The 25,480-nt window shown below is 46.7% G+C and carries 17 protein-coding genes; 5 read left to right on the forward strand and 12 right to left on the reverse strand.

Annotation, left to right across the window (positions count from 1 at the left end; translation table 11 throughout):
• Positions 1 to 200 precede the first annotated feature (200 nt).
• From AB1757_19150 to AB1757_19185, 8 genes are all read right to left on the reverse strand, one after another.
• Positions 201 to 1,586, reverse strand: a complete 1,386-nt coding sequence (locus AB1757_19150) for a sigma-54 dependent transcriptional regulator (GenBank protein ID MEW6129165.1) — start codon at positions 1,584 to 1,586, stop codon at positions 201 to 203.
• Complete coding sequence (locus AB1757_19155) at positions 1,583 to 4,252, reverse strand: ATP-binding protein (GenBank protein ID MEW6129166.1); 2,670 nt, start codon at positions 4,250 to 4,252, stop codon at positions 1,583 to 1,585. The genes AB1757_19150 and AB1757_19155 overlap by 4 nt, the downstream gene beginning before the upstream one ends.
• A gap of 247 nt (positions 4,253 to 4,499) precedes the next feature.
• Positions 4,500 to 5,297, reverse strand: coding sequence for a tol-pal system protein YbgF (ybgF, locus tag AB1757_19160; protein ID MEW6129167.1), 798 nt, complete (start codon positions 5,295 to 5,297; stop codon positions 4,500 to 4,502).
• A gap of 48 nt (positions 5,298 to 5,345) precedes the next feature.
• On the reverse strand, positions 5,346 to 6,311 hold the full coding sequence (locus tag AB1757_19165) for an OmpA family protein (protein MEW6129168.1): 966 nt from the start codon (positions 6,309 to 6,311) through the stop codon (positions 5,346 to 5,348).
• A gap of 27 nt (positions 6,312 to 6,338) precedes the next feature.
• Complete coding sequence (locus tag AB1757_19170; protein MEW6129169.1) at positions 6,339 to 7,571, reverse strand: hypothetical protein; 1,233 nt, start codon at positions 7,569 to 7,571, stop codon at positions 6,339 to 6,341.
• A gap of 130 nt (positions 7,572 to 7,701) precedes the next feature.
• Positions 7,702 to 8,550 carry a TonB C-terminal domain-containing protein gene (locus tag AB1757_19175; protein ID MEW6129170.1) on the reverse strand — a complete coding sequence of 283 codons (849 nt, stop codon included), beginning with the start codon at positions 8,548 to 8,550 and terminating at the stop codon, positions 7,702 to 7,704.
• Between the two features lie 59 nt (positions 8,551 to 8,609).
• Positions 8,610 to 9,044: a biopolymer transporter ExbD gene (locus AB1757_19180; GenBank protein ID MEW6129171.1), complete on the reverse strand. Its 435-nt coding sequence runs from the start codon at positions 9,042 to 9,044 to the stop codon at positions 8,610 to 8,612.
• Positions 9,045 to 9,113: 69 nt separating this feature from the next.
• Positions 9,114 to 9,827 (reverse strand): MotA/TolQ/ExbB proton channel family protein, encoded by a 714-nt coding sequence (locus AB1757_19185; protein MEW6129172.1) that lies wholly within the window; start codon positions 9,825 to 9,827, stop codon positions 9,114 to 9,116.
• A 139-nt stretch (positions 9,828 to 9,966) separates the two neighbouring features.
• On the opposite strand from AB1757_19185, the gene AB1757_19190 reads away from it, so the two are divergent.
• The 5 genes from AB1757_19190 (at position 9,967) to AB1757_19210 (ending at position 20,336) form a co-directional block, all read left to right on the forward strand.
• Entirely contained in the window at positions 9,967 to 11,796 is a 1,830-nt protein-coding gene (locus tag AB1757_19190) for an extracellular solute-binding protein (protein MEW6129173.1), read from the forward strand.
• Positions 11,797 to 12,068: 272 nt separating this feature from the next.
• Positions 12,069 to 12,542 (forward strand): hypothetical protein, encoded by a 474-nt coding sequence (locus tag AB1757_19195; protein ID MEW6129174.1) that lies wholly within the window; start codon positions 12,069 to 12,071, stop codon positions 12,540 to 12,542.
• Between the two features lie 73 nt (positions 12,543 to 12,615).
• The gene (locus AB1757_19200) at positions 12,616 to 15,099 is read left to right on the forward strand and encodes a caspase family protein (GenBank protein MEW6129175.1); all 2,484 of its coding nucleotides are present in this window, start codon (positions 12,616 to 12,618) and stop codon (positions 15,097 to 15,099) included.
• A gap of 45 nt (positions 15,100 to 15,144) precedes the next feature.
• Positions 15,145 to 17,070, forward strand: coding sequence for a M48 family metalloprotease (locus tag AB1757_19205; GenBank protein ID MEW6129176.1), 1,926 nt, complete (start codon positions 15,145 to 15,147; stop codon positions 17,068 to 17,070).
• A 26-nt stretch (positions 17,071 to 17,096) separates the two neighbouring features.
• Complete coding sequence (locus AB1757_19210; protein MEW6129177.1) at positions 17,097 to 20,336, forward strand: CHAT domain-containing protein; 3,240 nt, start codon at positions 17,097 to 17,099, stop codon at positions 20,334 to 20,336.
• Positions 20,337 to 20,544: 208 nt separating this feature from the next.
• On the opposite strand, the gene AB1757_19215 is transcribed toward AB1757_19210, so the two are convergent.
• From AB1757_19215 to AB1757_19230, 4 genes are all read right to left on the reverse strand, one after another.
• Entirely contained in the window at positions 20,545 to 20,880 is a 336-nt protein-coding gene (locus AB1757_19215; protein MEW6129178.1) for a type II toxin-antitoxin system PemK/MazF family toxin, read from the reverse strand.
• Positions 20,881 to 21,123 (reverse strand): AbrB/MazE/SpoVT family DNA-binding domain-containing protein, encoded by a 243-nt coding sequence (locus AB1757_19220; GenBank protein MEW6129179.1) that lies wholly within the window; start codon positions 21,121 to 21,123, stop codon positions 20,881 to 20,883.
• Positions 21,124 to 21,390: 267 nt separating this feature from the next.
• Complete coding sequence (locus AB1757_19225) at positions 21,391 to 22,533, reverse strand: NAD-binding protein (GenBank protein ID MEW6129180.1); 1,143 nt, start codon at positions 22,531 to 22,533, stop codon at positions 21,391 to 21,393.
• Positions 22,534 to 22,634: 101 nt separating this feature from the next.
• Entirely contained in the window at positions 22,635 to 25,466 is a 2,832-nt protein-coding gene (locus tag AB1757_19230) for a molybdopterin-dependent oxidoreductase (GenBank protein ID MEW6129181.1), read from the reverse strand.
• Between the last annotated feature and the right edge of the window lie 14 nt (positions 25,467 to 25,480).

A 25,480-nucleotide genomic window follows, 5' to 3' on the forward strand; every position in this document is an offset into this window, starting at 1 on the left:
GAACAGTTTCTGGAGATGATTATTTCAAAGTTAGCTCTGGAGCCAAGTTTGATAAAAAATCATCCTGAATACGATTCGTTACGAAATTATGCGGTTATTGCCGCTTAGTTTTGTCCGAACCATTGGTCTTACTGAGGCTAATAAAAAAAGCAGAACCACAAATCTTCTGGTTCTGCTCTTTCAGTGAAAATAAAACGAGATTAGAAATTCGTAATTCTACGGGTTCGGGTCAGTCCATAGGATTTCAATTGACGGTATAACGTACTTGGTGAAATCCCCAACATTTCCGAAGCTTTTCCCTGATGCCAGCCGGTTTGTTCCAGAACATTGAGAATCTGCTTGCGTTTCAATTCGTCGAGATTTGCCGGAATATCTTCCTCTTGCATTGATGGATTGAAAATATCTATTCGTTCATTCCGCACCTCGATGGGGAGATCGTCTGGAGTAATTTCTTGATTGGGACAGAGAATCACCGCCCGTTCAACGACATTTTTCAGCTCGCGAACATTGCCCGGGAAGTTATAACTTAACAGACATTCCATAGCTTCTTTGCTGAATCGTATCTGGCGATTGCCGCGAATCTGATTTAAAAAAGTTTCCCCAAGTGCCGGAATGTCTTCGGGTCTTTCTCGCAAAGACGGTAATTTGATGGTGAAATTATTAATGCGGTAGAGTAAATCACCCCGGAACTTGCCCTCGGTCACATCCTTTTCTAAATCCCGATTGGTGGCAGCAACAATACGAACATCAACTTCGACTTTTTTGGTTCCCCCGACGCGATAGAAAGATTGCGTTTCCAGTACACGTAATAATTTGGATTGTAAGGTCAGATTCATTTCCCCGATTTCATCAAGAAAAAGCGTGCCATGATTTGCCAGTTCAAATAATCCCAGTTTGCGTTTTTGTGCGCCGGTAAAAGCGCCGGGTTCATAACCGAAAAGTTCGGATTCAAGCAGCGTTTCCTGAATTGCCGCACAACTAATGTCGATAAATGGGCCATTGAATCGTTGTGAAAAATGGTGAATGGTGTTGGCGATCAGTTCTTTGCCGGTGCCGGATTCGCCGGTCACCAAAACGATGGCATTCGATGAAGCGACTTTGCGAACCAGATCAAGAATAACGCGCATTTTATCGCTGCGGATAACAATGTCGGGCGCTTTTTCTTTGTATCGCAGACGCGATTGCAGCACCAGGTTTTCCTGCCGCAGTTGCCGTTTTTCAAAGGCTTTTTGCAGAATGGCGTCGAGTTCGCTGATCAGACAGGGTTTGGTCAGATAATCGTAAGCCCCCATCTTCATGGCTTGCAGAGCGGTTTCAACCGTCGCGTGTCCGGTCATCATCAGCACTTCAGGAGGCTGTTCAAGTTCTCGCAATTCTCGTAAAACCTCTAAACCGCTTCGACCCGGCATCATGATATCCAGCAAAGCGATGTCAAAATCATTCTCCTTGGCAACTTGAACTGCGGCTTCACCGTCATGAACCAGGGTGACACGATGCCCCAATCGCGTCAATTCCCGCTGTAAAACAATGCCTAGATTTTTTTCATCTTCGGCAATCAGCAAATTGATACTGGCATTTGCGCTCATTGAACCCTCTCTGTTTCAATTGGACGACTATGTAGTCGTTGGGACGACATAAAAGGGGCAGGTTCGGAAATGGGTAAGAGAATGCGGAACGTCGCGCCGTGACCTTCGATAGAATCAACTTCGATTTTTCCGCCATGATCGGTGACAATTCCATAACACACGGATAAACCGAGTCCGGTTCCTCTGCCGATGGGTTTGGTGGTAAAAAACGGGTCGAATATTTTTAATAGATTGGCAGAGGAAATCCCGCAACCGGTGTCGATAAATTCTGCGGACACCTGTTTTTCAGGGTTTTTTAAGGCTTTTGTGCGAATCGTCAGGGTGCCATCGCCGTTCATCGAATCATAGGCGTTGGAAATCAGGGCGATAAAAATCTGTTTCATTTGCCCTTCATTGACATAGACCGGCGCAACTTCATCATCAAGTTCTTTCACAATCGTCATCTTGCCGATCTTGGGATGATGTTTGACGAGGTGCAGCGTTTGATCAATGATCTGGTTAATATCACATAAAAATTTCTCGGATTGCCGTTGATGAGAAAACTCCAATAAATTATTGGTGATGGTTTTACACCGGAAAGCTTCGTCTTTGACGATTTGCAAATACTCTTTGAAATCAACCTGGGTATCGTCGCCTTGAATATCTGAAATACGTGAAAGCAGGGCTTCGGCACAGGCGGCAATGGTTGCCAGCGGATTATTAATTTCGTGAACCACGCCGGCGGCGAGTCTGCCGATGGATGCCAGTTTTTCCGCGTGAATCACCGCTTCATTCATCTTTTTCTGATCGGTGATGTCTTCACCAACCGTGATGACATGAGAGACTTCGGCATTATCCACCCGCATGGGAATTTTATTTATTTTCCAGATTTTTTTCTGACCGTCTTCAAAGGTTTCCTGTTCGAGCGAAATAATTTTTCCGGTGCGGAAGACATCCAAGAATTCTTCCTGGAGTTTAAGGCGGGGTTGTCGCATTAAAACCTTAAAGACATTTTTCCCAAGCACGGCTTCTCGACTGATGCCGCTTCCACCCAACTCTCGGTTGCGATTCCAAGCCACGATTCGCAGGTCTCTATCCACGACATAAAGCGAAACCGGAAGCGAGTCGATAATCTTTTCGGTAAATCGTTTCTGTTCCTCAATCTCTTTGGTTCGGGCAGAGACTTCGACTGCAAGGTTTATCGAAGTATCTTTGGAATTTTGATAAAGCTCGATGTTTCTGATAGCTAGACTCAGTTGTTGAGCGACGGAAATCAATAGACGCTGGTCATCCGAACTCATCGGTCGCGAAACATAACTACCACAAACCACCATCCCCAGGATGGTGCCGTCGAATTCCAATGTCGCGATGGTTTCAAGGGAGATATTTTTATCCTTGAGAATTTTTTCGGAAATCCGAATTTCAATTGACGGTTGTAAATTGTTCGGCTCAATTTTTTCAAGGAAATTTTTTACCTTGGCGCTATCAAACCAGTTTTCTTTATTTGCGCCTTCGCTCTGTACACGCGAATATTTCGCGGCTGCCAGGTGCTCAAGATTATCTTCCTGTTTGATAATCACCGCGCAAACATCACAAGCCAGCGCCTTGCCAACCGAAAAAACCGCATAGCTCAACAACTGGTCAAGTTCCAGAGAGGTCATCAAATTGTTGCCGAGATTGTAAACGAAAGACAGTTGTGAGGCGCTCTTTTTGGTTTCGATATACAATCGCGCATTTTCCAGAGCGATACTCAACTGGTTACAGATGGTTGAGAGCAACCCGGCATTTTGTTTTAAAAAACCTTGCGGTGAATTGGAGAAAAGACAGATGGCACCGGTAATACTGCCGTTGATACCGAAAGGCGCGCAAATGAGCGTTCTTAACTGCGAAAGCGGTTCGCCGAGTCGTTTGATACAGGATGATTCAGGAATATCATGAAGAATGAAAGGGGTATCCTGAATTGAAAAAGCGGTTCCAAAATAAAAATCAATCAGACAACCTTCCATCTCCCGGTCATTAAATTCAAATCCGTAATGCGCAGCGAGATTGACCGATTGAGAAAGCGGATTTCGCTGATAGATAACCCCGGCATCGGCATGGAAATCATTAACCAACACCTTCAAGGTTCCCTGGAGTAAAACGTCAGGGTCGAGCGAACTGGCAAGCACCGTGCTGACGGAATGGAGAATGTTTAATTGTTCAAATTTCTCCGATTTTTCGATGTCTTCGCCCCAGGATTTCACCAGAGATTTTACCCGCGAAATCAACTCGCCTTTGGTATAAGGCTTGGCTAATATAGCGGTCGCTCCGGCTTCAAGCCATGCCACTTTATCCTTGCTATTTTGCGTTTTGGTTATAACCAGAATCGGAAATTCAGCGGGTATCGAATAACTTCGTAAATCTTTAATCAGTTCGAGCGCGCGTTTCGCCCAATCCAGTTTCCAGAGGGTTGATGAGGGTTCATCCAAGTGAGTTGGGGTCAGTTGACCGGTTACTTTTGAGGCGGATGATTCAATGATAAATAATGAGGTTAAATTTGTTGAGATTTGTGAATAAGCCGATTCGACCGAAGTCGCAATCAATGCTCGATAACCGGTAGTTTCAAGCACCCGTTTTAAGGCGACAGCCGATTTTTGCTCGTCCCCTAAAATTACAATCTGGTATTTGCCGTATGAATGATTTTTCATCTTGGAAAATCAATAGTGCTGGAATGCCGTAACCTTCGGGAGGGGCAGCGGGGTATTTTTTGAGGGGCAGGATTTTAAGAAAATCTTCGTCCGAAATTTAAGTCAAAATGAATGAAGTGTCAATACAAAGAATAGGTTTGAAACCAGTTCAGTCAAGTTGAACGATGTTAAAAAGCCGTCTATTTAAAGAGTGGAATGGTAAATAAAAAGAGCCGGAAATATCATTCATTACCCGGCTCTTACCAAATTATTGACCCCCATCCAGGCGTTGTTTGGCTAAAACCGCTTCATTGCTTTTGGGATAGAGTTTCAGCAAGGCTTGAAATTCCGCCCTGGCAAGATCGCTTTGACCAAGTTCGCTCAACGCCAACGCCTTTTTAAAGCGCGCCGCCGGAACCTTATCGCCTTTGGCAAAAATCGTAATCACCTTGTCAAATTCGGTTACCGCTTCGGCAAATCTTCCTTTGGCGAAAAGCGTTTCCCCAATCCAATACTGGGCGTTATCTGCCATTTCACTGGATGGATAGGTTTCCACATATTGACGAAATTCGCTAATCGCCAGGTCGTAATTGCCGCGCGAATAATCGCCATAAGCGGCGGCGAAAAGCTGGTCGGGGTTGCCTGGCGTAATCTGTGTGAAGGTTGGAAGTTTTGGCAGGTTTTCCACCGTCTTCTTTAAATCCGCCAGTTGTTCCGACAGTTTATCAATGCGTTGATTGGTTGCCGATAATCGTTCACCCAGACCATTGACTTCATTGACCGCGCTCATCGCACCTTCCGCGACGCGGCTTTGACCCTGTCGAATGGCGTTGACGTTGTCAACGATTTGGGTAATCAGCGTGTTCAATTGACCGCTGTTTCTATCCATCGATTCCTGCATCGTTCGCACCTGTCTTTGCAGAACGATGAGTTCGGCTTTTAATTCATCAACCGTTTGCTTGAGTTCAAGAATTTGCGCCTCTTTCTTATCCTCAGCAAGGGCGCTGATTGATAGCGTCAACACCAGCACAAAACCCAGCAAACCAGACCATCGTTTTGAAAACATAAAAATCACCTTTGTTTTGAGAAAACCGGACAGTGTCACAGTTTTACCCTAATTGGAACCGCCACTGATGTAAATGAAATCATCACGTCGGTCTTTAGCCCAACCGGATTCACCTGCACCTGTGGCGTTTTCTTCACCGTAACTGACTGTTGAAATACGACTCGCATCGACGCCTGCGGCGACCAGAAATTCACGTGCGGATTGAGCGCGGCGTTCGCCAAGACCGATATTATACTCTTCGGTTCCGCGTGGGTCGCAATTTCCTTCAATACGAAAAGCAATTGAACGATTCGTCCCCTGGGTGAGCCAAGCCGCCGCTTGTCGAAGTTTTTCTTTTGACTCTTCAGAAAGGTCAGCACTGTCAAAATCGAAATAGATGGCTTGCACCCTTTGACTGAAGGTTAAAGCCACACTCGGATTTGTCGGTGAACCGATGGTGCGAGGACGGTCTTCGGTGACCCCCGAAGGTGTTGCCGGAGAAGTCACGGTCACACGAGCTGAGGCATTGGCGGTGCCGCCGGGACCCAAGGCAGTTGCCGTATAGGTTGTGGATTGTGATGGGCTGACGGCGCGCGAACCCGCAGCAGGAACCGAACCCAAATCAGAAATTGACACGCGGTCGGCGTTGGTTGAATTCCAGCGAATGGTCGTGCTTTGACCCCTTTCAATTGCCCCTTGATCGGCGGTAATGGAAATGGTCGGCGCGGCGGCGCGTGGGTCTACATTGACAACCTTACTATCGCGGGCTTCCTTTTTTCCGCGCGTTGCGACCGCTGTGTAGGTGGTTGTCGAATTCGGCAGATAAACTTTGGTTCCGGTTTTATCGACCTTTTCACCGTTAATGGTTACCTCTTTAGCATCTTTGGAATTCCAGGTGACGCGGACATCTTCACCCTGTTGAATGCGATCACGATTGACCGAAAGTTGTACTTTGGGTTTAGCGCAGGCAGTGAGAAAGACTGCGAGCGCCAAAATAAAGAGAATTGCAAGACTTCGATTATTTGGTTGTTTCATCCTGAATCTCCTTTCAGATTTATGAATTTATTTTCCCCAACTCGGAGAGCGTCCTCCACCTTTTGACACCTGACGTTGCCCTGTGCCATCGATATGCATTTGCCAAACTTCCAATCTCCCGCTTCGGGTTGATTGAAAGGCGATGTGACGGCTGTCAGGCGACCAGGTTGGACTTTCATTTCGACCTTCACTGGTTAATTGCAATAACTGACCGGAGGCAACATCGGTTACGAATATTTGATACCCGCCCGCGCCACCATAAGTAAACGCGATATAGCGACCATCCGGCGACCACGACGGCGAATCTGCATGACCGCCACGCCCAACCAGCACACGTTGATTTGCGCCGCTGGCATCCATGACATAAACCGTAGGCGACCCGCCTCTATCGGAAATAAAAGCGATTTCGCGACCCGTTGCAGGATTCCAGCGCGGCGAAATATTCACGGTTTTATTGGTCTTTGTCAGTCTTCTCAACCCTGAGCCATCAAGGCTGGATACATAAATTTCCATCGACCCATCGTTGCTGATTGCCGAACTGAATGCCAGTTGACCGCTCGGTGAAATTGATGGCGAAGATGTCGTCGAACGAAAATTGGTGCCACCAACTAATCCGCCTCCCACCGCGCGAACCACGATGTTGGGCACCCCGGTTTTGAAACTGACATAGGCAATATAGCGACCATCGGGTGAAAATTGCGGGAACCGATTGCGTGACCCATCACTGGCAAACCCACCGGCATTGAATCCATCATAATCCATCAAGTTTATCGCATTGCCTGAAACATAAGCGATTCGCGAGGTCGCAATGCCGTCACGTCCGGTTAGCAATTTCACAATTTCATCGGCAAACTCATGCGCTATGCGTCGCGCATTGCCGGTGTGTCGCGAAGCAATCAGTTGCGCTTTGGTTTTGACATCAAACAGATAGCAATCCGATGCCAGACCGCTTTGAATATTGCCAAAGGCAACGTAGTCGGCTTTTGTGGGGTCGCTGCTCCATTCCTCATATTTCAAAGACGCGGGGTCGGGAACCAGTGATTTGGGATTTAAACTTTTACCGACAATTCCTGAAATTGCGGCGAACTCCAAATCGGCAAGCAAAGTCTGGTTGAATTCATTGACCGCGCTATCGATGCCGCTGGAACGCGCCACGAAATCAGCAAGCGCAAGATTCGGACCATTGCCGGGTGTGACGATGATCGTGCCAACCTGCTTTTTGATGTCAGTTTGATTTTCCTGAGCAAAAATTGCAGGCATCAAGCAAGATGCCAACGGTGTTAAGAATGCAAGTTTGTTAAATTGCCGTCTATTCATAAATTTTTAATTGAAGGTTATTGAGCGACAAAAATTTTACCAATGAATAATGATGGATGACCAATCGCAATATTTATTTTGGAAAACGAAATCTGACTTCGGCTACGGCTTCCTGCACATTTGAAAGAAATCCCGCAGGAAATGCCGGTAAGGGATTTGCTGCGAGCACGGCTCTTTCAGCCGCATTATTGACCAGCGCAATCGAACTTCGTTGTTTGATGTATTGTGGCGCAACTCGTCCACCGGAAATTGAAAGTATCTGACCATCTCTGGCGATTCGCAACAAGATGATGACTTCCTGTGGCGGGGAATTTTCATTTACCGGTGGATTATAATTGCGACTGAGAATCTGTTGAATCAAGCGACCATAGGCAGACCCGCCCGGCAATCCTGTGCCGCCTCCGTACCCGCTGCCATTTCCAAGACTGACGCCGCCAACCGCGCCGGGAGTTGGTGAGCCGTAACTGCGACCGACCTGTGCCGATTGCGAGGTTGACCCGCCGCGTTCCTCTTTGCCGGTAAAAACTTTTTCTTCCTGTGGCGCAACCGGTCTATCGGTTTTTATCGCGTCAGGTTTTGATGTTGGTTTTTCAGTTGGTGGCAGCAAGGCTTCATCATCCGGTTGAGATTCCGGTCTTTCGGTTTCCATCCGGGTATTGTTTATCGGGTTATTTTCATCGCCAACGAAAGAAACATTTTGAGGTTTGGCGAAGCCTAAAATTTGTGAGGCATCAGCGACGCCGATTTGAATTGCCCCACCGCCACCTTCGCCGCCTTCACCTTCGCCCGCCGCGATGATTTGCTGAACCGATGGGCTTTGAAACCAGTAAAACAATCCGGCAAGCAGGGTTAAATGAAAAACCAATGAGCCAATCAACCCGAATCGCCCGGTTTTATTGGATTGTTTTGATGATTTCGTCACAGCGTTCGCTCAAACTTAATTTTGAATGTTGATTATACTCTCGGCAATTTAATGGATGACTATTTCTTCTTCACGGTTGGCTCGGTAACCAAACTGACCTCGGCACTAGCCTGTTTCGCCAAATCCAAAACATAAGCGATGATTCGATAGGGTGTTTCACCGTCGCCGCGTATGTAAACTTTGCGCTCACCGCTGCTTCCCAATTTATCTTTTAATAATTTCGGCAAATCATTCACATTTACCTGTTTGGCTTCTGATTGGGTGCTTAAAAAAATATTTCCGTCCTTATCAATACTCACTACAACGGCATTGGCTTTGGGTTGTTCAGTTTTTGTTTCGCTGGTTTTGGGTAAATTGACATCGATGCCGGTTTGAATGATCGGAGCCGTAACCATAAAAATCACCAGCAACACCAACATTACATCAACGAGTGGTGTGACGTTAATCTCTGAAAGTGATGTTTGGGTTCGCCCTTGTTGATCTTTGAATGCCATATCGAATTGCCTGTTTTTTTACCTTTGGGGTAACGCTTTCGAGTATTACGCTGAACCGGTGTTTAAAAACTATTTCACATAATTCCTTTCGATGATGTTCAACATTTCCAGAGAGAAGCGATCCATTTTTGCGCTTAGTGATTTTATGCGATTGAGAAAATAGTTGTAAAAAATCGAAGCGGGTACGGCGGCGGCAATCCCCGCGGCTGTAGCAATGAGCGCTTCGGCAATGCCGGGCGCAACCGATTGAATCGAAGAGGTGGATGCGGCACTCAACCCTTGAAAGGCGATGATAATGCCGACCACAGTTCCGAATAGCCCGATAAATGGTGAGGCATTCGCAGCCGTCGCCAGCCAGCTTAAACTTTTTTCCATATCGCTGACTTCGTTGATGGTCGCCGATTGCAGTACGCGATTGATGGCATCGAGACTCTGGACGCGACCCGCGCCACCGCTGATTTGATTGGTCACCTCGTCATATCCGGCGGCAAAAATTCGCGCCAGCGGACTGGCTTTGTGATAATCCGATTCCATCATTAAATCGGATAGTTTTTTATCGCGTTTACCAAAAGAGGTCAGGAAATCATCAGTCGCGCTTTCGGCATTTTTGAGCGCGCGCCATTTGGAAAAAATGATTGCCCAGGACGCGATTGAGAAAAGCAATAAAAGGATGAGAACGCCTTTGGCAATCGGGCTGGCTTTTAACAATAAATCGACTAACGAAATTCCTTGATTCTGTGGTGCTTGAATAACCAGAAAAAATAAATTGATTAAAGCGAACAATCTGCCCTCTCCTTAAAATTTCTACCAGTAATCATTATGGAATGATAAAAACGAGTGTTAATTCTAAACAGTGAAAAGGCAACTGACAAACGAATGATGGGCTTGACGAATGGTGAAAGCTCAAAGATATTCAACCCCTATGAAAAAGCGAAACCGATGGATTCCCAATGGACTGAGCGTCTTTACCTCTTCGGTTTACCTCTTTCTTTACGCGCCGATAATCGTACTGGTGGTGCTTTCGTTTAACAATTCGCGGTTCAGCGCCATCTGGCAAGGCTTTTCCTGGCGCTGGTATCAACTGGCTTACAAAGATAATGAATTGATCGCTTCGTTAAGGATGAGTCTGATTATCGCGACCTTAACGACAATTATTGCCACTTTGATTGGTACGGCTGCGGCAATGGCGCTGGCGCGTTACCGTTGGCGTTATCGTCAGGCAACCGAATCACTGGTTTATCTGCCGGTCATCATTCCTGAAATCGTTATCGGTTTTGCGAGCGCAGCCTTGTTCGGATTAGTCGGTTTTAAGTTTGGCATTTCAACCGTCGTCATCGCCCATGTGGCGTTTGCCGTGTCGTATGTAATTTTTGTAGTGCGCGCCAGAGTCGCGGGGTTCGACCGGCGACTTGAAGATGCCGCGATGGATTTAGGCGCGACGCCACTGCAAACCTTTTTCCGCGTGACGCTGCCGATTATTTTGCCGGGGATTATTTCAGCCGCCTTACTGGTTTTTACGATTTCTCTTGATGATTTTGTCATCACCAGTTTTGTGGCAGGACCTGGGGCGGCAACCTTGCCGATAAAAATTTATTCGATGGTAAAGACCGGCGTAACGCCTGAAATCAATGCCATCTCAACGATTTTATTACTCGTCACCATTTTGTTGGTTTTTGTTTCTGAAAAAATTTCATCAGGCAAATCATCGAAATGGGTTGGCGTAGCGGGAATCGCGGCTATCGGCGTCCTGACCTTTTTTGCCTTCGGCGGGCAGGCGAAATCAACTCAAGGCGGCGAATTGAATATTTTTATCTGGTCAAATTATCTGCCTGACCAGGTCGTTCAGGAATTTGAAGCAAAATATGGTACGAAATTAAATATCGAACTTTATGATTCAAATGAAGCGTTGCTTGCTAAATTACAATCCGGCGGCGCAAGTTACGACCTCATCGTTCCCAGCGATTACATGGTTTCGGTGTTAAAAGCTCAAGGGCTAATCGAAGAAATCAACCTTGATGCGATTGCCAATTTTTCCAACCTTGATTCGCAATTTGTCGGTCTGCCTTATGACCCGCAAAACCGGTTTTCAATCGCTTATATGTGGGGAACCACTGGTATCGCCTATCGAAAGGATAAAATTACAGAACCGATTGAGAGTTGGTCGTCGCTGCTGGATGAAAAATATCGCGACCGCATTGCCATGCTTGATGATGTCCGCGAAACCCTTGGCGCGATGTTGAAATATCAAGGGTACTCATTGAACAGTAAAAACGAAGCGGAAATTTCCAGTGCGGCAAAACTGTTATCCGGGCAGAAACCGCTTGTCAAAGCCTATGATTCAGGTGGCTTTGATCAGATGTTGCTATCGGGTGACATATGGATTACTCAGGCTTACAGCGGGCAGATTGCCAAGGTGATGGCTGATAATCCCAATATCGGTTATGTCGTCCCAAAAGAAGGTTGCACGATTTTTGTTGATAACCTTTGCATTCCAAAATCTGCGCGCCATAAAGCACTGGCTTTGGAATTTATCGACTTTGTTTTAGACCAGCGAATTGCTGCCGAAATCGCTAACGATACAGGTTTTTCTTCGCCCAATCGCGCTGCCCGGGGCTTAATCAAACCGGAATTATTAACTAATGAAGCGGCGTATCCACCAATCGAATTGCTTGAACGTTGTGAATTTATCGAAGAGCTTGGCGAGGCGATAAACATTTATGACCGGCTATGGACGCAAATAAAATCCGAGTAGTATTATTTCATCGTTTTAATTGCAAATTCGTTTCCAGCACATTCAATTTCAATCCAGGCATTTTGAAAACCATAACGAGAGATGGGCTTTGAATTGCTGGGTGTGTTTAAATGAGCCTTATCCTGAATAGTTGAATAAAAAAATCGCAAGGGAAATTTTTTTATTCATTCTATCGTTTCGTAAGGCTCTGCAAACAAGGGTGTCTGTCCTTGTGTCAACTTCGTAATCACGGGATTACGTATCTTTCAAAAACAATTAGGAGATAGGAACTGATGAAAGTGAAAACAACTTTTGTGGGGATGGTTCTGGCTGTATTTCTTTTACCCTTAATTCATACCGGCTCATTGGTTGAGGCAAGCGCCGCGCAAAAAGGCAAAGGTAAAGTTGTGGAATCGCACGCTCAAAAAAGTCGCGGGGGCGGAGCCGATGAAAATATAAAAAGCGATTCGGACACCAATAGCACGAGCAGTAATATACCGGCTCCTCCGAAAAAAGGTGGGGCGCGGAGCAAAGGTGCCGGTACGTGCGCCGTCTTTGTTGATAATCGAACCGGCTTTTATATTCGCATCTACGTGGATGGAAGCTATCGCGGCACGCTTTCACCCTGGGGCGATGCGTACTGCTACACCGGTTCAGGAGCCACCAAATTATATGCGGTCGCCATATTTGATGATGGCAGCCGCTTTACCTGGGGACCCAACGCGGTGAATTGTTTAGACAGCTACACCTGGCGGTTGTATCAGTAATTTGCGGATTTATCGGGGCAACGCTGGGGTTGCCCCGTTGGCTAATTCGAGGATGTAACCCGGAGTCGTTGAGATGGTACGGAAATTCTTTTTTACTTTTTTGATTTTAGTTTTATCGTTTTCGCAGATTTCAAAAAGCGATACGGCTGAAGCAATAAACCATCCCAATCAAGCTGTTCAATCATCGACCCGACGCGCGCTTTTAGTGGGCATCAATTTATATCAACCTGGTGTTGGTTTGAATCAATGCAAACCGGATGGAGAATTCAGTGAACCTACCGCCGTTAAACCGCAAAAAAGTAAGGTTGCGATAACCAAATCTCAAAGAGTTCCAGCCGTTAAGAATTCATCTGGACAAGCCAAAGGCGGCGCGGTGAGCGGCACCCCCGGACGCAGCGCTTTCGGAAATCTTTGTGGCCCGGCAAAAGATATTGAAGAGATGGAAACCGTTCTGAAATCAAAATTCGGGTTTACCGAAATAACCGTTTTAAAAGACCAGGAAGCCACCCGCGAAAATATTTTGCAGACCTTTCAAAAACATCTGATTGACGATACGAAACCCGGTGATATTTGCTTTTTCTTTTATTCGGGACATGGCTCGAAAGTAAAAAATTCGGCATCAATCGAAGATGATAAATATGATGAGAGCATCGTTCCGGCTGATTCTTTCAAAGGCGCGCGCGATATTCGCGATAAGGAATTAGCCGACCTTTATAATCGAGCCATTGATAAAGGTGTGGTGTTGACGGTGATTTCCGATAGTTGCCACAGCGGTTCAAATGCGCGCGGAGCCGGTTATCCGATAGCTGAACGAGTTCGCGCTTTACCGTTTGATGAAAATGATGTGAAGGACGGCAAACGCCCGGAAAAATCTGCCGAAGAACGTGGCGCGTTGGTGATTGCCGCGGCACAGGATTATCAGGAAGCCAAAGAACGCATGCGAAACGGTATCTGGCGCGGCAATCTTGCATATTCTCTGGTTAATGTATTGAAATCACCGACGGTTTCGCCCAACGAATCGGCTGAAAAAATTTATCAACGGGTTGTCGCGTTTATGAAAGGCGATGGGGTGAATGAACAGCCGGTGATTTCCGGTGAAGCCCGTCGCTTGAAAAGAGCCTTGTTTGGATGGGATGCCGCCTCAACCGATTTGCCGACGGTTGCCGTTATCAGTAAGGATGGCAATCTGGTAACGCTTCAAGGCGGGTTGGCAATGGGTTTAAATACTGATTGTGAGTTAAAAAAGCAAACCGCCACCAAAGAGCCGCCGGTTCGCCTGAAAATAACCAAATTGAACGGCATCGATTCCTGCGATGCGCTGGTTATTGAAGGCAATGCGAAAAACATCACGAAAGGCGATATTTTCGTCTTAGACCGTTGGGTGACTCGCGACCACGCCATTTTAACCGTGTGGATTCCACAGGCTGTGGATTTTCGAGATATTGAAAAACAGACAGCAGAAATTAATAAATTAAAGTCATCGCCAAAAATCGAATGGTTAGATGACCCGACAGAAATTAGTAAATCACCCGCAAATTTACCATTGGCGATTATATTCTATGACAATGGTTGGAAATTGAAGCTTGCGGAAACGGTGGAGAATTTAGGCGCGAATATTGTCGCCAGCGATGTCATCGCCAAATTGAGTGAAGTGAAAAAAATTAAATTATTTATTCACCTGCCGCCGGTAAAAGAGATTGCTCAAAACTTGCAAATCGGCAAAGGGACACGCAGGGAAGCGATTGCAGTATCAAATTCCCCTGACAATGCCCAATACTTTCTTGTTGGGCGAATGATTGAAAGCAGTTTGGAATATGCCTGGGTTCGTCCCGGTAGCAGATTGGCGACTAGTACATCGGCAAATGACCCGTTACCTTCACGAAGTGATTGGTTCAGGCTTGAAGGAACGGGAGAGACCTGGAATCAAACCATTGAAAGCTTAACCGACCGTGTAGTGACGCTCGGAAAAATTCGCGGGTGGTTACAACTGGATGCGCCCAATGAAGGTCGCAATTTCCCTTATAAACTTGCCTTGAGAAATACCGACACCGGTGAACTGGTAACCGGCAATTGTCGAAAAAACGGAGAGCCGGTTCCGTGTGAAGTCAAAGAAGGGCAGAAATTTGATTTGGTGCTGGTCGCCGATAAAGGGCAATTGAAACCGGATATCAAACCCCAACGGGTTTATGTGTTTACCATTGATAGCGAAGGAACCGGCTATTTATTGTTTAATCGCTTTGGCAATGTCGAAAATAAAATCCCCAAAAATCCGAGCAACCCACAGCCGGTTGAATTACTGGGCACTCCCGGAATGATTAAATATGTTCCGCCATTCGGACTGGATACTTATATTCTGATAACCACGGATGATGAAGTCGGATTAAGCGACCCCAAGGTTTTGGAATTTACCGGCGCGATTCAACGAAAAGGCGGACAAGGGATGTTTGAGAGTTTAATTGATGATTTACGCACAGGCACGCGCGGTCCTGTCGCAGAAGTTCCGCTTAACTGGTCAATCGAAAGATTGTTTATTCGCAGTGTTGCTAAAAATAATTAGGTCTGACATTGTTCGAGAATCATTTTCCGTGTTCGGTGATTTTATATGAATGAATCCACAGCCTTGTTTAATCCATCGGGTAAAACACATCTGGCAAAGCAACTCCTCGCAATCCTTTTTTGTTGCTTTTTCATCGCGATTTTTCAAATTGCTGCACAGGCGCAGTCCAGGGTTGAACTGGGAAGAGGCATTGACCCCGCTGACCCGAATATCATTTTATTAAAAGATGTTTGGGCTAAAACTCTTAGTAATGCCAAAGCGCCCGCAGGCATTAAATTTCCTCCCTTCCTATATGTCATTTCGGAAGACGAACAGAAGGGAATGAATAAAGACCCCAATGTGCCGGATGCCTTTGCAACCTTAGTGAGCATCCAGAGCCAGTATTATCCGGTTGTAGTTGTGAATATGTCTTTGCTGACGAAAATTATCGAAGGCAACGATGCGCGCCTGGCATACGTGCTTGGGCATGAAATTTCCCATCATACCCTGGGGCATGTAAAAGCCGTGCGGGCAACCGGAAAGACCAAATTTTTATTGACTGCTTTTTCCCGCGAACAGGAACTGAATGCTGATAAAAACGGCATGATGCTGACGCTGGCATCCGGTTATGCGTTTCAAGATGCGCTTGGCGGAATGCGTCGCTTCATCGAATTGGGAATGGAGTATTCGCCGCTTGAAGCGATTTCGGTTTCTCACCCTTCGTGGTCACAGCGGCTCGAAAAGATGGATAAGGAACGCGCCACGCTCTGGTCATCAATGAGCGCCTTTCGCAGCGGGGTAGTGTTTTTAGCGGTTGAACAATTCGGTTCGGCAGAGCGCTGTTTTGATTTGGTGGTCAAACAATTTCCCGATTGTTACGAAGCCTGGGCAAACCTCGGATATGCCCGGTTGATGCAATATTGCGACCTGCTCAGTCCCGATGATATTCGCGATTTTGATGTCGGGCATATCTTGACGACGGGATTTTACACTCGTCCAAGAAGTCTGGAAGACCGTGGTCGCGGGAAGGATGCGAACCTTTGGCGACAGGCGGTCGAGGCATTAAATCAGGCATTAACCCTGAATCCCCATTTAACTCTGGCGAAAGCCAATCTCGGAATTGCCTATCTGGTTAAACCCGATGGCAAGGATGCAAAGTCTGCCACACAGTTTTTGGAAGAAGCGGTTGGAGATTTAAAAGATGATAAAGACCTTGATTTATTAAGGCGGATTGTGATTTTGGCGAATGCCGGAGTGGCAAATCTGGCTGCGGGAAATTTAGAGTTGAGCGGTAAACGAACACTTGAGGCATTCGATTTGGGTGGGAACAAAAGTTTGCTTACGGCTCCGGCGATTCTTTACAACTATGCGGTCGCGCTCGAACGCGAAGGCACACCGGAACAGAAAAAGAAAGCCGCGCAGATTCTATATGATTATTTAAGAGTGGCGAGCCGTTCATCGGTGTGGTTTCCCATCGGCAACGAGCGTTACCAGCATTTGTGTAGTGAACAGTCATTGGCATGTAAACCTGCCGAATCGATTGTGATGGTTGCCAATCGCCTGATTTTCGGTCTGGAATTGGGAAAAGGGCGAACCGTAGGGTTGACGGATTCAATGGCGAATGTTGAAAAATCATTAGGAAAACCCGTGCCTATCCCGGTGGTGAAAAATGCCAGTATCCGAAAGTTAAAATATCCGCAAATGGGAATCGAAATATTGGGACGTGAACAGGTGATGGCGATTTCACTTTTGACGCCGGCGGCTCCACCGATTTCCGTTCGTCGTCGCGGACTTGGCAGTCAGGCGAATCTGTTACGAGTCGGAATGCCCGAAGCGCAATTTACCAGCATTGTCGGTAAAGAATTTACCGACACCAAAATCATCAACCCTTTAATTCCATATCGCTTTTATCCTGACCTCGGCATCGCCGCTCGATTTATAAAAGGTGTGGTTTCGGAAATCATGATTGTTCAGGTTCCCAGGGAAAAATGATTTTTAAATCAGACAGGTAGGATGTTGTGACAAAAATTCATTGCAAAATTTTTGTTTGCCTGAATATTTTTTTCCTCCTGCAATCCACAGGTCTGGCAACTCCTTTTATTCAACAACCGCAAAACCCGATAAGCAACTCCACACAAAAAGCAGCCGTGCCGGATGAGAAAATTCAAAAACGCATCAATGAATTATTGGAACAAGGGAACACCTTGCTTGCAGCATATGAGGTTCAAAAAATCTTTCCACTTCTTGAAGAAGGTCTAAAGTTATCCAGACAGATTCAATCGCTTGATTCAGAGGTTGGCTTCCTGGCGTTGTTTACCAGTTCCTATTATGTCGCCGGTGATAAAGCAAAATCGATTGATTATGGAAAGCAACTGATCGACAAGATTGATGCAACGGATGCCAAAGACGAAAAATTTGTTTTTCTCGGACTAATCGCCAAAGCCAGCAAAGATTTACAACGATACGATGAGGCAATCAACTATTATCAGCAATGCCTCGCGGCGTTGAGTGCTCTTAAAGAAAAGCCCGATACCCTCGCTCAATATGAACTCACGACCTTGATAAACCTTGGAGAGTTATTACTGTTATTGAAACGCTTTGATGCCTGTATAGGGGTTTATACACGCTCTGTTGAACTGACACGGAAATTGAACCAACCGGGTAATCAAGGGCTGCTGTTGGTTCTGTTGGCTAAATCCTATATTGGCAATAATGAAAACGAGAAAGGGATTAGCCAACTCGACCTAGCCAAACCGATGCTGAAAGACACCAAAGATAGTGAATTAAAAATTCTGGAGATGTTGGTCAGAGGGGAAGCGAATTTGAATCTCGGTCGGTTTGAAGAAGCCCTGAAAATATTTTCTTCCGCTTACCTAACCGCGCAACAATTAAACGCCCGGATTTACCTGATTTCTTTAAGCAATATGATAGGGCGTTGCCATTTAGGAATGGGAAATTATGATGAAGCCTTTAAACTCTTTGATCGGTCGTTGGCGTTGGTACGCGATACCCAATCGAATCGTCAAGCGGGTATACAAGAGATATTGAGCATAGCCGGAAACGAAGGCGATTTACTCAATAGTATCGGGCAGATTTACAGCGATACCGGACAACATGAGCGGGCGCTGGAATATTTTAAACAGGCAAGAGAGGCATCGCATAAAATCGGGGCAATTACTTATGAACTTGCCGCGATCAATAATATCGGGCAATCCTATACCTACCTTCGCAATCATACCGAAGCCCGCAAGTATTACCTTCTGGCGCTCGACCTGCAAAAGCAGATTTCCAATCGGGCAATGGAAGCCTTGATTTTAAATAATCTGGCATCCACGCATCTGATGAGCGGAGAAACCGATGAAGCAATCCATTATTTCAAACGCGCCATAGAAATTTCTCAGGAAACCCGTCAACGAATAGCCGAATCGTGGGCTTTACAAAATTATGGGTATGCCCTGCAACGCAAGGGCGAACTCGATCAGGCGATGGAAAATTATCTGAAAGCCCTCATGCTGGCGCGTGAGTTGAAAAATATCCGCAGCGAAAGTTTTGTCCTGACCCTTTTAATGCTCGGTTGGATGGAAAAAGCCAATCCCAAACTGGCAATATTTTTCGGGAAACAGGCAATCAATCTGTTTCAAAAAACTCGCAAACAATTGGTTAATATCGATAAAGATTCCCAACAAAGTTTCATTCAGGAACGCAAAGATGTTTATAAAATTCTGGCGGATTTGTTGATTGAAGAAGGGCGATTGCCGGAAGCGCAACAGGTTTTGGATTTGCTCAAACAGGAAGAGTTTTACGAGTTTGTCCGGCGCGATAGCAACGCGACAACCGATGCAAAAAATGCTGAGTTGAGTAGCGAAGAAAGTCAATGGGAGCAGCGTTATTTACAAATCGCCGACCGGGTGACTTCGATTGGCTTTGAATATAATTCGTTGTTAAGCAAGCTCAACCGCACCTCGGCTGATGAAACCCGGTTGGTTGAATTGGAAAAAGATTTGGAGGTTGCCGGACAGGCTTTTCAAAAATTCATTAATGACTTAAAAAATGAAGCCGCGACCCGGCAAACCTCATCGAATCGCATTGCTCAAATTGAAGAGAACCAGGGACTCCGAAACGACCTCGAAGAGTTAGGTGATAATTCGGTGGCGCTGTATACGCTGGTGTTAAAAGATAAGCTGAGAATCATTTTAATCACTCCGAAAACACAGAAGGCTGCCGAATTTGCGATACCCGAAGCGGAACTGAGCAAAAAAATATTTGCCTTTCGCCAAGCCTTACAAACTCCGGCGATTGACCCGCAACCGCTGGCACAGGAACTTTATAAAATCATCTTTGCGCCGATTGCGAAAGATTTAGAAGGCGCGCGCGCCAGAACGTTGATGTGGTCATTGGAAGGCATTCTCAGATATTTGCCCATCGCGGCATTACATGATGGCAATCAATATCTGGTGGAAAAATATCGAAACGTGATTTTTACGCCCGCGAGTAATGCCAGGTTGAAAGACCCCGTCAGTCCAAAATGGCGTGGCATCGGACTCGGTGTTTCAAAAGGCGCGGATGGCTTCGTGCCTTTGCCGGGGGTGCTCAAAGAGTTGAATACAATTTTTAATATTGAAAATAGAGATAAACCCAATCCAATGGCTGGCGGCATTTTACCGGGAGTGGTAAAACTCGATGAAGAGTTTACCGCTGAGGCTTTTAAAGCGGCGCTCAGGCAAAAAGTTCCGGTCGTTCACATCGCCTCGCATTTTCAATTTAAACCGGGGAACGAGACCAATTCATTTTTACTGCTTGGCGATGGTTCGCATTTGTCGCTTGCAGAACTCAAACGCCTGCCGAGCATTTTCAATGGGGTCGAATTATTGACGCTTTCAGCCTGTCAAACTGCGGTTGGCAGCACTTCGGATGATGGTAAAGAGGTTGATGGACTTGCGATTGTTGCTCAACAACAAGGCGCGAAGGCGATCATCGCCTCTTTGTGGTCGGTTGCCGATGAGAGCACGAGTTTATTGATGCGGGAATTTTATTCTTTGCGGGAATCCAATAAAGGATTGTCAAAAGCCGAGGCGTTACGTCAGGCGCAGCTTAAATTGTTAAACGGTAAAGTGACCGGAAAACCTCTGACTCAAATGCAAAGAGGACCCATTTCCGAAGATTTAAACAAAGAGAAAAAATTTGTTGTAAACCCGAAAGCGCCTTTTGCGCACCCCTACTTTTGGGCGCCGTTTATTCTGATTGGCAACTGGAAGTAAATCCTCTCTGCTTGCTAACTGCCAAATAAATTCCGTCCAACGCTCCCAATCAGCGGAGCTGCTAGCGGCATTGCGGGCATGATGAGAAAATCGCATCGCGGCATCTGAAGAAACTCCGTCATAAAATTGGCTAACGCAAACATATCTCTCCTGTACGCCTGTGATTTATCGCTTTCTGCTATTTCCGCTGCAACGCCTTGTTAAACCGCTACTTGGTACAGACGTCTAATACTTCCAGAGTATCTTCCACAAGTTCCGTCGGAGCCTTTTCAATGAACTTGGCTTTTCTTGCTGTATAGTCAATGGATTTGACCTGATCGACCATGACAAAGCCGGTTAGCGATGACGTAGCCGGAACCGGCAAATGAAAGGGGATATTGCGGTTGGTGCTGGTTATTGGACAGACAATTGCCAGCCCTGTGTGCTTATTAAACAAATAATTACTGATTACCAGCGCGGGCCGCCGCCCTTTCTGCTCGTGTCCAGATTGCGGATCGAATGACAGAGCGATGAAGTCGCCTTTCTGAGGGACATATTTCGCCATTTACCATTCTTCCTTGCCGACTGGTTTACCCAAGAATTCTTCGTGAGGTTTGTAATTGCGAGGCATGCGAGAAACCATTTCGGCTAAGTCAAATTTCCTTTTGGATATTTTCTTTATGGTGATTTGACCTTCTTGAGGGATGACCTCGACATTGTCCCCGACAGAGATATCGGCGCTCTCCAACACATGCTTCGGAAGCCGTAAGCCTTGGCTGTTGCCCCATCTTTGAACCTTGGACATCATATCAAAACTCCTATCGCATCGCGTTTATCCAGTGTATATACCTAAACTAGAGCGTAGTCAAGGGGCGACCTAAAGCGGTCTAACGCTGTAATGAGCGTATTTCTATAGCGGTTTGCGAAAGAAGGTAAGGATAAATGTTGGGGCAGCCCGAGTAGCTGCCCGGATGTTGCGAAGCTGCATTCAATTGCCGTTCTATAATCCACGCAGCCATCGATGGTTCCCTCATTAGGCGCTCAATAAAATCATTCGCCAACTGCATCAAGCACTTTAGCCGAGTATGGCATGTTGTAATTCCGGTGCCTGTTCCTTGCTCACCAGCGCCATAACCAAATCTCCTGAATTGAGTTGCGTATCTCCGCGTGGCACTACCATTGTGTCGCCGCGAAGTATGGCTACCAGATTACATTGAACCGGAAGATTAATATCGCGCACGGTTTTCCCGGTTGCCGGTGAGGTTTCATCAAGCAGGTATTCGAGAATCTGAAATGTGCCATCCTGTAGATTCAACATGGTTTTAATGCGAACCGTCGGCAATTCGCGTTCGATAACCTGTTGAATGATGGCTGTCGAACTGACTGTTGAATCAACTCCCAACCGCGCCATCACATCTTCGTTTTTCGGGTTTGAGGCGCGGGCAATGGTTTGCGGAACTCCGAAAACTTTTTTAGCAATTTGACAGGCGATTAAGTTATCCTGGTCGCTTCCGGTTGCGGCAACGAAAACTCTGGCGCGGGTGGCACCGGCGCTTTCGAGAATATCGTGAGTTGACGAATCGCCAATAAAAATCGGGCAATCCAAACGATTCGATAGGGAAGCGGCGCGAATCGGGTCACGTTCGATGACGGCGACTTCGTGACCTGAGGAGAGCAAGCCGCGAGCCAGATTGATTCCAACCTTTCCCCCACCGGCGATTAAAATGTAGCGGGAATCATCAGTAAGCGGGAGGTGCGGTTGAGCCGGGACGACTGGCGGTTCGGCAGCGCGACGGGGTTCTGTCGGCGCTGAAATCCCTTTATCGACCATTTCATTTAGTAAATCTACGGCAAGCAAAGTTGGACATAAGACAATTAACTTTGAATCTTCCTGAGTGGCTTCGGCGTGACTGGGTTCATAGACTCTGGCAATGGCTCTCGGAACCTGAAAATGGGTTCTTGCGACCTGCGCTGCCATCAGGTTGACATTGTCATCCATCGTGACTGCCAGCAATAATTCTGCTTCAGCCATTCCCGCTTCGCGTTGGATGTCAACATCGATGCCGTTTCCTTGAATTAATTCGACCCCTTCATAATGAGCGGCTAGCGCAAGCCTGGAGCCTTCCTTGTCAATCAACGAAATTTCATGCCCATGTTCGGATAGTGTTTTAACTAGTCGTGAACCAACACGCCCATACCCCAATACAACTATTTTCATGAATATCTACTCTCTTTCTACAAAGCATAAGGAATAAAAAATCTCAATCATCACGATGAACTAAAAGTTTTAATGGCTTCATAGGAAAACGCAAGTCCGATTTATTCGTCCCCACCTGTGCCAATAAAATAGGTTTCCTTTGCGGGTCGAACGGGACGAGCAAACCAAAGCGGGCGACGAAGCCCGTTGGGACCCGGAGCCGGCCGGGTCTTTTTCAACCATTCCTGATAAATCGCAAAGGATTTTTTGGTATCGACAAAAATATCGCCATACCGGTCGTCTTCCGTAGCCTTTTCAACTCGAACATTTTGGTGCCAGCAATGCATTCCGCTTACCGGGTCGGGATGCACAGGGAAGGTTAGATTTTGATTGACTCCCGAATCTTTCCACCAGATGCGTTCGGAATCCGGGTCATCACTTGTGAAAGGTTGCACGCCCTCGATTTGCCGCATCAACCACTGACCTTCATCCAACGCCTGCAAATCAACCAGCGCCGAAGCCCAGCGGTCGGTTCCCGCTTCTTTTTGCAAACGCCAGCGACCGAGATGATGTGAGCAAGCGACCACACCGGGTTTGATTCCCTCGGTAATCCATATGCGATTCACAAAATATCCGATGTCGGTATTCACCCGCACCAATTCACCATTTTGTAATTCCAGTTTTTCCGCATCTTTTGAATGAATCCACAGCGGATTGGTGTGGGAAATTTCATATAGCCATTTGGCATTGCCCGAACGCGTGTGAATCAAGGTCGGCAGCCGGAAGGTGGGAACCAGAATAAATTCGCCGCGCTTAAAATTCCTATCCTTCCAATAGACATGAGTTTTGATGTAAGTTGGCAGCGTATATTCATTCCATTTCCAGTCCTGCATGGTCTTCGAGAAAAATTCGAGTTTGCGTGACGGGGTATTGAACCCTTTTAACGGTTGACCATCAATTACTACACCGATGGTTGCGCCCTGATGAATAATTTTTCCGGTTGTCGAGTCAACCTCAGCGTTTTGCATCTCGGATTCGGGAACCGTTGATTCATGCAGTTCCAAAACAGACTGTTTCACCTCAAATGCCCCGAACTGCCGCATGTATTCGAGAGGTGTGAGGTTTTCTTTGGCTGCGGCTTCGGGCAATCCCGGAATGCTGTTTTCAAAAATCCATTGGTAGTATTCGCTGATAGTGATTTTTTCGCCCGGACGATAAGGCGATTCAAAATATTGGCGAATGCCGAGTTCGCCCGTGGGGTCTATGCGCCACGAAAGTTCAATCCAGAATTCATCTTCTTCCCAGACCTCACCGGGGTTGGCTTCATAAGTGAAGTTTATTTTTTCGCCCTGACGTTCTTTATAGACGCGCCAGACCGGTTGACGAAATGAAATCCATTGACCGGCGTGGGTTTCCTGACTCATCAAGTCGTGGCGCTCAGCCGCCACTCCCATCGGTAAAACATAATCGGCAAACCAGGCGGTTTCACTCCAAACCGGGGTCAAGGCTGCGTGAAGTTCGACCTTTGCTTCATCCTTTAATACCTCAACCCAGGTACAGCCATCGGGGTTTGTCCAAATCGGATTATAGACACGGGTAAAATAGGCAGCGATTTTTCCGCGCCCTTCCTTTAAAAAATGCGGAAGCAAAAAACTGAGTTCGTGATGGGACAGCGGATATTCACGAGGGAAGAGAATTTCGCTCCAGACCTTTTGCGGCGACGGTTTGATAAACGGAGTCGCAACAAATTTATTCCAGGCATTTGGTGAAACGCCGCCTGCGGTTCCGATGCTCCCGGTCAATACATTCAACAGCATCAAAGCGCGCGCCACCTGCCAACCGCCGAGATTTCCGGCAGCCGTATTGCGCCACACATGAGCGGCAAAGGCGGAACCGGCTTCGGCAATCTGTTTGGCGACTTCGATAATGATTTCTTTATCAACCCCGCATTCACCTTCGGCAAATTCCGGCGTGTATTTCGCGTAAACCAGTTTTAATTCTTTAATGAAGGTTTCAAAAGAACAGGGTTTGTCCGCATGTTCTGCGCGTAAATATTCTTCCCAGTTGACCCAACGACGTAAAAAATCCCGGTTAAAACTTTCATCCTTTAAAATCACATTTGCCATTGCCAGAAGCAATGCGGCTTCGGTGCCGGGATAAGGAGAGAGCCAGTAATCCGACATCGACGCGGTATTCGAGAGGCGCACATCGATGGTGGCGATTTTAGCGCCACGCATTTTTCCATCAATGATACGCTGGGCGTGGGGATTGAAATAATGTCCGGTTTCGAGATGCGAACTTAACAGTAAAATAAATTTTGCGTTGGCGTGGTCGGGCGAAGGGCGGTCAGCTCCTTGCCAGAGCGCATAACCGACTCTGGCTGATGAAGAACAAATATTAGTGTGCGAATTATGCCCATCAACTCCCCAAGCCTGTAACACGCGGTCCATGTAACCGTCGTGACCGGGGCGACCGACGTGATACATCACTTCGCTTCTCCGGTCTTCAATAATTGCCTGACGGATTTTTTTTGCGAAGGTATCAAGCACTTCGTCCCAGGTTGTGCGTTCCCAGCCGCCCTCACCACGATTGCCGGTGCGCTTCATCGGGTAGAGAATGCGTTCGGGGTCATAGATTTGATTAATCGTGGCGGGACCTTTGGCACAATTGCGACCGCGCGAACCGGGATGCAGGGGATTGCCTTCGAGTTTGCGTATCTCACCCATTGATTTATCTACATAGGCAAGAAGCCCGCAGGCGGCTTCGCAATTAAAACAGACCGTAGGGATTAGGGAATAATGGTTTTCAATTTTCGTGGGCCAACTTTTGGCGTCGTACTCCACCCAGTCATCCCACTTTTCGCGAGGCGGAGCTGATGAGTAACGCCACCCGCCTTCCGTTTCAAAATTGAATCGTTCATTATCCGAGTCGGTATTTTGTTCGATGGGTCTCATAACTATATTTATTA

The sequence above is a fragment of the Acidobacteriota bacterium genome (assembly GCA_040754075.1).
Lineage (GTDB): Bacteria > Acidobacteriota > Blastocatellia > UBA7656 > UBA7656 > JBFMDH01.